The 12917-nt window shown below is 63.7% G+C and carries 10 protein-coding genes; all 10 read right to left on the bottom strand.

The features are described from left to right. Positions 1 to 16: 16 nt before the first annotated feature. The 10 genes from recN to murG all read right to left on the bottom strand — a co-directional run bounded on the left by recN (position 17) and on the right by murG (position 12917). Positions 17 to 1690, bottom strand: a complete 1674-nt coding sequence (gene recN, locus H0241_RS02045) for a DNA repair protein RecN (RefSeq protein ID WP_181055763.1) — start codon at positions 1688 to 1690, stop codon at positions 17 to 19. A 189-nt stretch (positions 1691 to 1879) separates the two neighbouring features. Continuing rightward, entirely contained in the window at positions 1880 to 2749 is an 870-nt protein-coding gene (locus H0241_RS02040; RefSeq protein WP_181055762.1) for an outer membrane protein assembly factor BamD, read from the bottom strand. A gap of 263 nt (positions 2750 to 3012) precedes the next feature. Continuing rightward, positions 3013 to 3960, bottom strand: coding sequence for a UDP-3-O-acyl-N-acetylglucosamine deacetylase (gene lpxC, locus H0241_RS02035; RefSeq protein WP_181055761.1), 948 nt, complete (start codon positions 3958 to 3960; stop codon positions 3013 to 3015). A gap of 275 nt (positions 3961 to 4235) precedes the next feature. Beyond that, positions 4236 to 5894 (bottom strand): cell division protein FtsZ, encoded by a 1659-nt coding sequence (gene ftsZ / locus H0241_RS02030; RefSeq protein WP_181055760.1) that lies wholly within the window; start codon positions 5892 to 5894, stop codon positions 4236 to 4238. Positions 5895 to 5960: 66 nt separating this feature from the next. Next, entirely contained in the window at positions 5961 to 7268 is a 1308-nt protein-coding gene (gene ftsA / locus H0241_RS02025) for a cell division protein FtsA (RefSeq protein ID WP_112560390.1), read from the bottom strand. Beyond that, the gene (locus H0241_RS02020; protein ID WP_181055759.1) at positions 7265 to 8206 is read right to left on the bottom strand and encodes a cell division protein FtsQ/DivIB; all 942 of its coding nucleotides are present in this window, start codon (positions 8204 to 8206) and stop codon (positions 7265 to 7267) included. Before H0241_RS02020 ends, ftsA begins: the two co-directional genes overlap by 4 nt. Next, entirely contained in the window at positions 8194 to 9120 is a 927-nt protein-coding gene (locus H0241_RS02015) for a D-alanine--D-alanine ligase (protein ID WP_181055758.1), read from the bottom strand. The genes H0241_RS02020 and H0241_RS02015 overlap by 13 nt, the downstream gene beginning before the upstream one ends. 304 nt (positions 9121 to 9424) lie before the next feature. Beyond that, positions 9425 to 10390 (bottom strand): UDP-N-acetylmuramate dehydrogenase, encoded by a 966-nt coding sequence (gene murB / locus H0241_RS02010; RefSeq protein ID WP_181055757.1) that lies wholly within the window; start codon positions 10388 to 10390, stop codon positions 9425 to 9427. After that, positions 10387 to 11793: a UDP-N-acetylmuramate--L-alanine ligase gene (gene murC / locus H0241_RS02005; protein WP_181055756.1), complete on the bottom strand. Its 1407-nt coding sequence runs from the start codon at positions 11791 to 11793 to the stop codon at positions 10387 to 10389. The genes murB and murC overlap by 4 nt, the downstream gene beginning before the upstream one ends. Continuing rightward, complete coding sequence (gene murG / locus H0241_RS02000) at positions 11793 to 12917, bottom strand: undecaprenyldiphospho-muramoylpentapeptide beta-N-acetylglucosaminyltransferase (protein WP_181055755.1); 1125 nt, start codon at positions 12915 to 12917, stop codon at positions 11793 to 11795. The genes murC and murG overlap by 1 nt, the downstream gene beginning before the upstream one ends.

The following is a 12917-nucleotide window of genomic DNA, read 5'->3' as shown; positions in this document are numbered from 1 at the left end:
CGAAAGCCGATAATGGCTAGGCGGCAGCGGTATTCTCGCGCAGCAGCCGCTCAGCCGCCGCACGGGCCTCGTCGGTGATGGTTGCGCCGGCCAGCATGCGTGCGATCTCTTCCTGACGCGACGCACGGTCCATCTCGGCAATGCCGGTGGCGACCTTGTCCGAGCCGCCGGATTTGGAGATCAGGAAATGCGTCGCCGCGCGCGCCGCCACTTGCGGCGCGTGCGTCACCGACAGGACCTGCACCCGCGTCGACAGCCTGGCCAACCGCTGCCCGATGGCATCGGCCACGGCGCCGCCGACGCCTGTATCGATCTCGTCGAAGACCAATGTCGGCGCCGAGCCACGGTCGGCCAGCGCTACCTTGAGCGCCAGCAGGAAGCGCGACAGCTCGCCGCCGGACGCGACCTTCATCATCGGGCCGGGCCTGGTGCCGGGATTGGTGCGCACCCAGAACTCGACCTGGTCGATGCCCTCTTCCATGCGGTTCTCGCCATCGCTGGTCAGTTCGACGATGAACTCGGCCCGCTCGAGCTTCAGCGCCGGCAGTTCGGCCATCACAGCCTTGGTCAAGCCGACCGCCGCCGCTTGGCGAAGCGAGGACAGCTGGGCCGCGGAAATGTCATAGGCCTCGCGCGCTGCTGCCGCCTGCTTTTCCAGGACATGCAGGCGCCCCTCGCCGGCATCAAGATCGGCAAGGTCGGCCGACATGGTGTCGCGCAGCTGCGCCAGATCGTCGACCGCGACGCTGTGCTTGCGTGACGCCGCGCGCAGCGAAAACAGCCGCTCCTCCGCCTTTTCCAGCCGCTGCGGATCATATTCTGTCGCGCGCAAAGCCGCCTCGACGCCGGACTGCGCGGCATCCAGCGACAGCATCGCCTCATCCAGTGACTTCACCACATCCTCGAGCAATCCAGGCGCTTCGCTCGCCTTGCGCTGCAGCCTTCTCAGCAGGCTGGCCAGTTGCGGCAGCGGCGAGGACGGGCCTGACAGCACATCCTGCGCGTCGTGTATTTCCGAAGCGATCTTTTCCGCCCGCATCATCGTGGCGCGCAGCTCCGCCAGTTGCGTTTCCTCGCCGGGCTGCGGATCGAGCTTCGCCAGCTCGGCGACCGAGGCCCTGAGATAATCGGCCTCGCGCGCCGCCGCCTCGACCTTGGCGCGGTGCCGGGCAAAGTCCTGCTCGCAGTCGCGCCAGTAGCGCCATGCCTCGCCTGAGGCACGGGCAGCACCGAGATGGCCGCCAAAACTGTCCAGCAAGTCGCGATGCGCGCCAGGATCGACCAAAGCGCGCTCATCGTGCTGGCCGTGAATCTCGACCAGCGCGTGGCCGATGTCGCGCATCAAAGTGACGCTGGACGGCTGGTCATTGACGAAGACACGCGTGCGGCCATCCGCCGTCTGCAACCGGCGCAGGATGATGTCGCCGTCATCCTCGATGGCGTTTTCGGCCAGCAGAGCGCGCACCGGGTGGTTGCGCGGCACATCGAACACGGCAATGACCTGGCCCTGGGCCGCACCGTGACGCACCAGCGAGGCGTCGCCGCGCGCGCCAAGCGCCAGCGACAGTGCGTCGAGCAGGATGGATTTGCCGGCGCCGGTTTCACCGGTCAGCACGGAAAGGCCGGGCTGGAAGTCGATATCCAGCTTCTCGATCAGGACGATATCGCGGATCGACAGTCTGGAAAGCATCAGAACCCGAACCTATCGCATGTCGCCCCAAAGCGGACCGGTTTGGGGCAACGGCATGCACAAAACAAGAGACTAAGGCGCGACGCGCCTCAATGCGGCATGCGACCGGTGGAGTCGCAGCGCCGCACTATCTTTTTGTTTGAGCGTCGGATCAATCCGAAAAGCGCTGTGATCGCTTCAGTCGAGGCGTCAGGCGCCGGTGATCAGCTTTCCGGCCTTGGATATCCACGATCCCGCATTCTCGCGCGGCTCAAGCCCGTTGCTCTGCAACAGCTTGTAGGAATCCTTGTACCACTGGCTGTCAGGATAGTTGGTGCCAAGCACGGCGGCAGCTGTTTGCGCTTCCGAGGTCAGGCCCATCGCGTAGTAGCTTTCGGTCAGGCGCGCCAGCGCCTCTTCGACGTGACGGGTGTTGGAATAGTTCTCGACCACGTTGCGGAAGCGCTTGACGGCAGCGATGTATTCGCGCCGCTCAAGATAGTAGCGGCCGATCTGCATCTCCTTGCCGGCCAGCTGGTCGTTGGCGAAGCGGATCTTTTCCTTGGCGTCGTCGACATATTCCGAGGTCGGCCAGCGCGTCACCAGATCCTGCATGGTCTGCACGGTCTGGCGCGCTTCCTTCTGGTCCTGGGTCACGTCCTTGATCTGGCGGTAGTAGCTCAAGCCGATAATGTACTGCGCGTAAGCTGCGTCGTCGGTCGACGGATAGAGCGTGAGGTAGCGCTTGGCCGAGCCGATCGCTTCGTCATAATGGCCGGCGCGGTAGTCGGCGAAGGCGCCCATCACCATCGATTTGCGGGCGAATTCCGAATACGGATGCTGGCGGTCGACGGCGTCGAACTTCTTGCTCGCCTCATCCAGGCGACCGGCATTGAGATTGGCAAGGCCTTGATTGTAAAGGACGTCGGCCGGTTCGGTCTGGTCGACATAGGTCGACAGATCGACGTCTTTCTCGGACGACATGCAGGCCGAGAGGAACAGCGATGGCACAACCACCGAAAGCGCCAGGAAAACAGCCCGATACGGCGCTTTCGATTGACCAACTCGCTTGAAGAACATGATTGGATTGCGCCCTTTCGGCGTTATTTCAATGCCTTTCGCATGGCGTTCCCTCAAAACTGGTCCCCACTTTTGAGCGACATGCACCTAATAGACGGCAGCAGCCATAAACCATAACTGCCTTGCCCAGCAACGCTATGTCTAGCCAATCGCACATTTTTGTGGCGGCTTCGCGTTGCCCCGAAAGCTATGCGCTTTCACCGGCCAGTGATGCATCCATGCAACACAAGCCAGCGCTCAGAAAGCCAGAAAATCGTTAAGAATCAGATCACCCAGGGCGCAAAGACGGGCCCGGTGACGGCGCTCATCTCGGCAGTGCGGCCGCGCTCGCGGCGTGTCGTCTCGACGACCTCGAAGGCCGAACGGTCAGACAGCAGGCGCCGCAACGCCGCGGCGTTCATCCGGTGGCCGCCGCGATAGGAGCGGAAGCAGCCGATGAAACGGGCACCGGCCAGCGCCAGATCACCCATCGCGTCCATCGTCTTGTGGCGGGCGAATTCATTGGGATAGCGCAGGCCGCCCATGTTGATCACCCGGTTGTCGTCGCCGATCACCAGCGAGTTCTCCAGCGAGGAGCCCAGCGCATAGCCGGCCGCCCACAGCCGCTCGACATCCTTCATGAAACCGAAGGTGCGGGCGCGTGCAATGTCCTGGCGGAAGACATCGGGGTTGATGTCGGAGGCAAACAGCTGACGGCCGATCGCCGGGCTTTCGAAATCGATCTCGACCTCGAAGCGGGTGCCGCTATAGGGCCTGAATTCCGCCCAGGAGGCGCCGTTCTCGATCCGGACCGGCTTGACCACCCTGATGTAGCGGCGCTTGACCGCCAGCGTCTCGATGCCGGCCTGGTCAATGGCTTCCACGAACGCCACAGCACTACCGTCGAGGATCGGAACCTCGTGGCCGTCGATCTCGATGACGATGTTGTCGATGCCAAGCCCGAAAAGCGTCGCCATCAGATGTTCGACGGTGGCGATGTGTTCGCCCGCCGGGTCGCCAAGCATAGTGCAGAGATCGGTCGCGCCGACTTCGGCAACCAGCGCGCGGAATTCGCGGCTCGCGCTTCCATTGGAAAGGTGAAACACGACGCCGGTGTCGGCATCTGCGGGGAGGAAATTGACCGTGACCGGTTTGCCGCTGTGAACGCCGGTACCGGTCAGCGTCGCACGCGATCTAAGTGTCGTCTGGTAGTCTTGCAAGACAAACCCCATAGCCCATAACGCCAGTGTCCGCTCTATAGCCCCAAAGGGCGCGGCTCTTGATTATCGGCAGGCAGGGCCAACTCCCCGAATCCCAGCACACCGAAAGTGCTGCGGCAAAGATAGTGGTCCGTCAGGGAGACTCCAAATCACGGTTTCTTACTCTGTGTAACCGCGACAGGCTGTGAGCGTCACATCGTAACGCCTTGTTATCAAATAACTTTAAGTGTTAACAGGCAAACGATCTCTCGTCTGCCTGTTAACAAGTGTTACATACCGTTAACGGCTCAGTTGGCCTGACGGCGCAGGAAAGCCGGGATCTCCAGCTGGTCGTCTTCCTGGGTTGACCTGGTCTGCGGCGTCAACCGGCCCTGATCGTCGAGCTGGCCGCGGCGCGGCGCGTAAAGCTGCGGATCCTGGCTGGCAAGGCGGCGCATTTCGGGCGCTGCCTGGCGCAGTTTCGGTTCGCGCGGCTGCGCCGGCTGCAACCGGGCCGGTTCTTCCTCGCGGCGCGTCAGGCCGTTCGTCAGCCGCTTGAGCAGCCCCATCGGCCCGCTGTTTTCATGGTCGGCTGGACGGCCCTTGGCTTCAACTTCGGCCTTCACCACCGGCGGAAAGTCCTCCACCCGCGGCATGCGCTGCGGTGCGGCGGCCACCGGCTGCGGCATTTCCCTCAGCGGCGCCGGCTGCATCGCCTGCTGCACGACAGGCTGCGGCTGGGCAGGCGGGGCCTGGAAGATCTTGCTCTGCGGACGGAAATCGTCCGCCTGGGCCATCGGAGCCGGGCGAGCCTGCGCCATTGCAGCGGCATTGGCCTCGGCAAGCTGGATCGCCTCGGCGACTGGATCGGCCGCGCGCTGCTCATAGGTCTGCTGGACCGGCGCTGGCCGGCCTTCCGCGACCGGAGCCGGACGGCTGACCGGCTTCTGCTGCGGCGGCATGGCGCGGATCGAGATCGGCGCCGCGGCGATTTCAGCCGCCGTCTTGTCGATGCCGGTGGCGACAACCGAGACGCGGATGACGCCTTCGAGTTCCTCGTCGAAAGTGGCGCCCAGGATGATGTTGGCGTCCTGGTCGACTTCTTCGCGGATACGGGTCGCCGCTTCGTCGACTTCGAACAGCGTCAGGTCGCGCCCGCCAGTAATCGAGATCAGCAGGCCCTTGGCGCCGCGCATTGTCGTTTCGTCGAGCAACGGGTTGGCGATCGCGGCCTCGGCGGCGGCCATTGCACGGCCTTCGCCCGAAGCTTCGCCCGTGCCCATCATCGCCTTGCCCATCTCGCGCATCACCGAACGCACGTCGGCGAAGTCGAGATTGATCAGGCCTTCCTTGACCATCAGGTCGGTGATGCAGGCGACACCGGAATAGAGCACCTGGTCGGCCATGGCGAAGGCATCGGCGAAGGTGGTCTTGTCATTGGCCAGCCGGAACAGGTTCTGGTTGGGGATGACGATGAGGGTATCGACGCATTTCTGCAATTCCTCGATGCCCATATCCGCCGTCTTCATGCGGCGCTGGCCTTCGAAATGGAACGGCTTGGTGACGACGCCGACGGTGAGGATGCCCTTTTCGCGCGCAGCGCGGGCAACGACCGGAGCTGCACCGGTGCCGGTGCCGCCGCCCATGCCGGCTGTGACGAAGCACATATGGGTGTTGGAGAGGTGATCGATGATCTCATCGATGCACTCCTCCGCCGCCGCGCGCCCGACTTCAGGCTGCGAGCCTGCGCCGAGGCCTTCGGTGACATGCGCGCCGAGCTGGATCAGCCTGTCGGCCTTCGACATGGTCAGCGCCTGCGCGTCGGTGTTGGCCACCACGAACTCAACGCCGCGCAAGCCGGCGGTGATCATGTTGTTGACGGCATTGCCGCCGCCGCCGCCGACACCGAACACGGTGATCCGCGGCTTGAGCTCGGTGATGTCCGGCTTTTGCAGATTGATGGTCATTGTCTCCGTCCTTTGCCTTTCCCGCCGCTTCGCCGCCGCGGCCGCCTATGGGGCTGTCCCCGTCAATTAGAAACTGTCTCTCAACCACTGACTCATGCGATGCAGTTTTCCGCCCGTTCCGGTCATCCTGAGACCGGAAATTCCTTTCGCCGGATGGCTCTCGAAGCTCGCCATCTGCGGGTAGATCAGCAGTCCGACCGCCGTCGAGAAAGCCGGCCCCTTGGCGGCTTCCGGCAGGCCGGCCACGCCGAGCGGGCGGCCGATGCGCACATTGCGTCCCAGAATCCGGCGCGCCGCTTCCGGCAGGCCTGCAAGCTGGCTTGCGCCGCCGGTCAGCACGACGCGTTTTCCCACGGCATTTCCGTAGCCGGACTTGTTCAGCCGGTCGCGCAGGAGTTCCAGCGTCTCGTCGATGCGGGCGCGGATGATGCGCGTCATCACCGAGCGCGGGATCTGCAGCGGCATCTCGCCTTCCTCGCCGATCGGCTGGATCGAGACCAGGTCGCGGTCGTCGGCACTGCCGGGCAGCGCCGAGCCATGCATCACCTTCAGCCGTTCGGCGGCGTCGAGCGACGTCGACAGGCCCTTGGCCATATCCAGCGTCACATGATTGCCGCCGATGGCAATGGCGTCGCCATGCACGAACTTGCCTTCCGAAAACACCGAGATCGTCGTCGTGCCGCCGCCCATGTCGATGCAGGCCGCGCCCATTTCGAGTTCGTCGTCGACAAGCGCCGCAAGCCCGCTGGCATAGGGCGTCGCCACCATGCGCTCGACCGACAGATGCGAACGGTTGATGCAGAGCTCGAGATTGCGCAGCGGTGCTGCGTCACCCGTCAGCACATGCATGTCGACGCCAAGTTGATCGCCGACCATGCCGCGCGGATCGCGCACGCCGCGCTCGGCGTCCAGCGAAAAGCCGACCGGCAGCGAATGGATCACGTCGCGCTCGGCCTTGAGCGCCTGCTTGGCGCCGGCGGCAAGCACGCGCTTGATGTCGGCCTCGTCGGCCTGATGGCCACCGAGGTTGATGGTGGCGGAATAGGTTTCGCTCTTCAGCCGGCCGGCCGTCATGTTGACGATCAGCGAGTCCACCGTCAGTCCCGCCATCCGCTCGGCGGCGTCGACGGACAGGCGGATGGCATGCTCGGCACGGTCGAGATCGACGACCACGCCCGACTTCACGCCCTGCGATTTCTGATGGCCGATGCCGATCACCTGGATGCGATGCGAGCGGCCACGCAAAAGCTTGCCGTCCTCGCGCGGCTTCAGCTTCGCCACCACGCAGCAAACCTTGCTCGAGCCGACATCCAGCACGGTGAGCGTGCCGGAACGGCGCGAAGACGCATCGCTGTTGCCGCCAAGCCAGCTCATATCTTCGTCCCCGACTTGCGCTTCAGATTCTGAGGCTTTTCGTTAAGCGCGGCCTGGCGCTGCGTCGCCGCTTCCGGCGTCAGCTGCACGACAAGACGGTCGGAGATGCGCATGTCGACGGCAGCGATATCGCGCGTCAGAAGCCCGTTGTCATGATCCATGCGGACCAGATCGGCGATCGCCTGATCTTCGCCATCCTCGGGCAGCTTGATCGTTATGCCGTTTTCCAGTTTCAGGTCCCAGCGCCGTTCGCCGATGCGGATATAGCCTTTGACCCGCGCCGCGAGCTCGGGAAATTTCTTGATCTTGGCCAGGAAGTCGGGCGCCTTGGCCGGCGCACCGGTGCCGATGATCAGCGGCAGCAAAGCCTGCTTGCCACCCGAGAACGGCGCGATCACCGCGCCGGAGCGCTCGATGACCGAAAGCTCTGAACCCTGCTGCCAGAGCGCGAACGGCTCACGCTCCTCGACGCGCACTTCCAGCGTATGCGGATAGACCTTGCGCACGGCCGCCACTTCGACCCAGGGCAGCGTATCGATACGTTCACGCGCTGCCTCGGCATCGAAGCCGATCAGCGACGTCCAGCCATCGAGTTCAAGCCGGTCCAGTATGTCGATCTCCGAGGTTTGGCGGTTGCCGACCACCTTGATCTGATCAACGGCAAAGCCGGTGCGGGCGGTGATGCCCTGGACGATGTCGTCGGCATGGCCACCGAGAACGGCGCCATAGAGGCTGCTTGATGCAATGAGCGAAGCAGACAGGATGGCCGCGGAAAAGCGCGGCGCGACGAAGTCGCCGCCACCCAGGCGCGCCAGCACCCGCACCGGCCGGCGCAGCACGCGCGGCAGCACGAAATGGTCGAACGACAACGGCATGCCGAACAGCACCGGCCCGGCGCCGCCCCTGCCCTTGTCCTGCCCCCATTTCAACGCAGACACGAAGCGTCCTCCACCATCCAACTCAACAGATCGCCGAATGAATGCCCCGCTTGGGCGGCGATTTCAGGCACCAAAGACGTCGGCGTCATGCCGGGCTGAGTGTTGATCTCGAGCCAGACAATTTCGCCGTTTTCGGAGTGACGATCGTCATAGCGGAAGTCCGACCGGGAAACGCCCCGACAGCCGATGGCCAGATGTGCCTTGAGCGCCAGTGTCTGTATTTTTTGGTAAATATTCGGTGAAATTTTAGCAGGGATTTCGTGTTTTGATCCGCCGGCGACGTATTTTGAATCGTAGTCGTAGAAGGAATGGCCGGTCGGAATGATCTCGCAGACGCCAAGCGCCACATCGCCCATGACGGCGCAGGTCAACTCGCGGCCATGGATGTAGCGCTCGACCATGACGGTCTCGCCATATTTCCATTCGGACGAACCGATGACCTGCGGCGGATGTGACTGCCCTTCATGCACGATGACGACGCCGAAGCTTGAGCCTTCGTTGACCGGCTTGACCACATAGGGCGGCTTCATCGGATGCTTGTTCTGGATGGCGAAGCGGCTGGCGACCTTCGATTCCGCCACCGCGATGCCGGCGGCCTTGGCGACCTTCTTTGCCTGCTCCTTGTTCATGGCGAGCGCCGAGGCGAGCACGCCCGAATGGGTGTAGGGAATAGCGAGATATTCGAGGATGCCCTGGATGGTGCCGTCTTCACCGAACGGGCCATGCAATGCGTTGAAGACAACATCGGGCTTGAGTTCGGCAAGCACGGCACCGACATCGCGCGCAACATCGACGCGGGTAACCTGGTAGCCTTCATTCTCAAGCGCATCCGCACACGCCTTTCCCGAAGACAGAGACACGGGCCGCTCCGACGAGAATCCGCCCAGGAGGACAGCCACATGCTTGTTCTTCATTTCCCGTCATCCCCTCTCACGGCGGGCCCGCAAACCACGCATTCAGCGGCCAGATTGAGTCCGAGTCTCCCGGCAGGTTGCCCCCCAGACGGAAAACGCGGTCGACGCGTCGAACGACTCAAATCAGGAAACGCTTTAGGGCAGAGAATCAGAGAGTTGATTCGCTGGCAAGTGCTTATGATTCCGACAGATTCACTTTCCGCGAAAACGGCGGCAAAAAGCACGCTGTGAGTCTTTCGAGCAACGGTCGCGCTGTTGTTTCAGGCCTTTTGAAGTTCAAGCATCACATGAACTTCAGCTCGCGCTAAAGGAGCTGTCCGAGGAACTCCTGCACGGCATGGCCGGGGCGGAAATTGCCGAGGCGCTTGATTTCCCACTGCAGCCTTATGCCGGAATTTACAAGCACGCGAGCGCGCACCGTCTCGCCGAGATATTCGAGATCGTAGCCGGTCGCGGTTCCGGTGTTGATCATGAAGTTGCAGTGCATCGGCGACATCTGCGCGCCGCCAATCATCAGCCCACGGCAGCCTGCCTTGTCGATCTCCTTCCAGGCCGAGGTGCCTTCCGGATTCTTGAAGGTCGAGCCGCCAGTCTTCTCGCGGATCGGCTGCACCGTCTCGCGATGCGTCTGGACGGCGTCCATGGCTGCCTTGATCGCCACCTTGTCTTCCAGAACACCTTCGAAAATGGCGGAGGTGAAGATCAACCCCGCAGGTGCTGCCGAGTGACGATAGGCATAGCCCATGTCCTGATTGCTCAGCGTGTGCAGATTGCCCTTGCGGTCGAGCGCCCGCACCTCGACGACGCGCTCGCGCGTCTCGACACCGTTGGCGCCGGCATTCATCCTGAGCGCCCCGCCGATGGCGCCGGGAATGCCGTGGTAGAAATGAAAGCCGCCAATGCCGGCCTCATAGGTGACGGCGGCAACGCGCTTGTCCGGCGTCGCCGCGCCCGCCTTGACGCGGATCGGCGAAACCACCTCGGCCTCGCCAAAGCCCTTGGCCGAAAGCCTGATGACGAAACCCGAAATGCCGCCGTCGCGCACCAGGAGGTTGGAGCCGACGCCAACGACGGTGAGCGGGATCTCCTCCGGCACCGCGCGCAGGAAGGCGGCAAGGTCTTCCTCGTCTGCGGGCTGGAACAGCACCTCGGCCAGACCGCCGGCACGGAACCAGGTGATCTTGTCCATCTCGGCGTTGGGCGTCAGCCGGCCGCGCAGGCCGGCAAGCCCGTCGCCAAGTTTGTCGAGCAGGTCCTGGCCGCGCATCATGAGACCGCACCGCCGAGTTCCCTGGGCAGCGCATAGGCCCATTGGGTGATGTTGCCGGCGCCGAGGAAGACGACGAAGTCTCCGGGCTTGGCCAACTCGCGAATGGCTGGGGCGATTGCAGTCGGACCATCTATGTAACGCGCGTCGCGGTGACCACCGGAGCGGATGCGCGACACCAGCGCCTCCGAGGTGACGCCATCGATCGGCTCCTCGCCCGCCGCATAGACCGGCGCCAGCATAACCGTGTCGGCATCGTTGAAGCAGACCGAGAATTCGTCGAACAGATCGTGCAGCCGGGTAAAGCGGTGCGGTTGCGCGATGGCAATGACGCGGCCCTTGGTGGCGCTGCGCGCCGCCTTCAGCACCGCTGTTATCTCGACCGGGTGATGGCCGTAATCGTCGAAGATTTCGACGCCGTTCCACGAGCCGGTGTGGGTAAAACGCCGCTTGACGCCGGCAAAGGACGACAGTCCCTTCTTGATCGCCTCAGCCGACAGGCCGAGTTCATGCGCGACCGCGATGGCCGCGGTCGCGTTGGAGACGTTGTGGCGGCCGGGCATGGGCAGGCGCAGGTCCGATATCGTCGTCTGGCTGCCGGTCTTGCGGTCGCGGATCACCACGTCGAATTCGCTTGCCGCACCGGCCATGCGATGGTTGGTGAAGCGCACATCGGCCTGGGCATTCTCGCCATAGGTGATGACGCGGCGGTCCTCGATGCGGCTGACCAGCGCCTGCACTTCCGGGTGGTCGGTGCACATCACGCCAAAGCCGTAGAACGGCACGTTCTCGACGAACTGGCGGAAAGCCTCGCGCACCTTGTCGAAGCTGCCATAGTGGTCGAGATGCTCAGGATCGATGTTGGTGACGACGGCGATTTCGGCAGGCAATTTGAGGAAGGTGCCGTCACTTTCATCGGCCTCGACCACCATCCACTCGCCGTCACCCATGCGCGCATTGGTGCCATAGGCATTGATGATGCCGCCATTGATCACCGTCGGGTCGAGCCCGCCGGCGTCGAGCAGCGTCGCCACCATCGAGGTCGTCGTCGTCTTGCCATGCGTGCCGCCAATCGCCACCGCTTGGCGGAAGCGCATCAATTCGGCCAACATCTCGGCGCGGCGAACAATTGGGAGCAACTTCTCCCGCGCGGCCTTCAACTCGGGATTGGATTTCTTGATCGCGGTCGACACGACCACCACTTCTGCAGCGCCGATATTCTCGGCCTTGTGGCCGACGAAGCATTCGATGCCCTTGTCGCGCAGCCGCTGCACATTGGCGCTGTCGGCCTGGTCGGAGCCCTGCACCTTGTAGCCGAGATTGTGCAGCACCTCGGCAATGCCGCTCATGCCGATACCGCCAATGCCGATGAAATGCACAAGGCCGATGGTCTCCGGCATCTTCATCAATGCGTCCCTTTCCTGAAATCCGATACGGTTTTTCTGGACGCAATAGCCTCTGTGAGATCGGCGAGCAACCGTGCAGCGTCTGGCCTGCCGGCCGATTTGGCGCCGGCAGCCATGGCCGCCAGCCGTTCGGGATTGTCCATCAGACCGCCAATGAGGGCTGCGATGCGCTCCGGCGACAGCGAGGATTGCGGATGCACCTCGCCCCCTCCAGCGGCGGCAAGGGCGGCTGCATTTGCCGCCTGGTCGTGGTCGAGCGCATAGGGATAAGGCACCAGCAGCGCCGGCCGGCCGATGACAGCGATTTCCGAGACCGTCGAGGCGCCGGAGCGCGAGATCACCAGATGCGCCGTCGCCATGCGCTGTGCCATGTCGGTGAAGAAGGGCGAGACCTCGACATGGACGCCAAGTGCTGCATAGCCAGCCTTCACCCGCGCCACATCGTCGGCACGCGCCTGCTGGGTGATCACCAGCCGCTTGCGTTGTGCGTCCGGCAGCAGGCCAATCGCACCCGGCATAGCATCGGAAAAGAACTGCGCGCCCTGGCTGCCGCCGAACACCAAGAGCCGGAACGGCTCCTCCCCGGCGGATGCATTGTAGGGCGTCTTTGCCGCCTCCAGGATTGGCGGCCGGACCGGGTTGCCGGTCGTCACCGTCTTGGCGCCGACGACACTTTCATCCTGCGGCAGGAAGCCGCCGGCAATGGCGTCGACGCGGCCGGACAGCGCCCGGTTGGCGCGCCCCATCACCGCATTCTGCTCATGGATCAGCGTCGGCACTTTGCGCCGTGTCGCGGCATAGAGCGGCGGCAAGGTCGGATAGCCGCCGAAGCCGACAACCGCATCCGGCTTGATCCTGGCGATGACGGCGGAAGCCTGGCGCACGCCACGCCAGATCTTCCAGAAAGCGCCAAGCAGTGCGACAGGGTTTTTCGAACCCATCGTTGCCGACTGGATTGGATGGATGGCGGCGGCCGGGAAATGGCCGGCAAACCGCTCGGCGCGGTCGTCCGTTGCCAGATGCACGCTCCAGCCGCGCTCGATCAGTTCATGCGCCAGCGCCTCGGCCGGAAACAGATGTCCACCGGTTCCGCCCGCCGCGAGAAGAATGACACCCCGCGCCAT

Origin of the sequence: Mesorhizobium neociceri (genome assembly GCF_013520985.1) — a bacterium.
Lineage (GTDB): Bacteria > Pseudomonadota > Alphaproteobacteria > Rhizobiales > Rhizobiaceae > Mesorhizobium > Mesorhizobium neociceri.
This window is presented reverse-complemented; position numbering and strand designations above follow the sequence as displayed.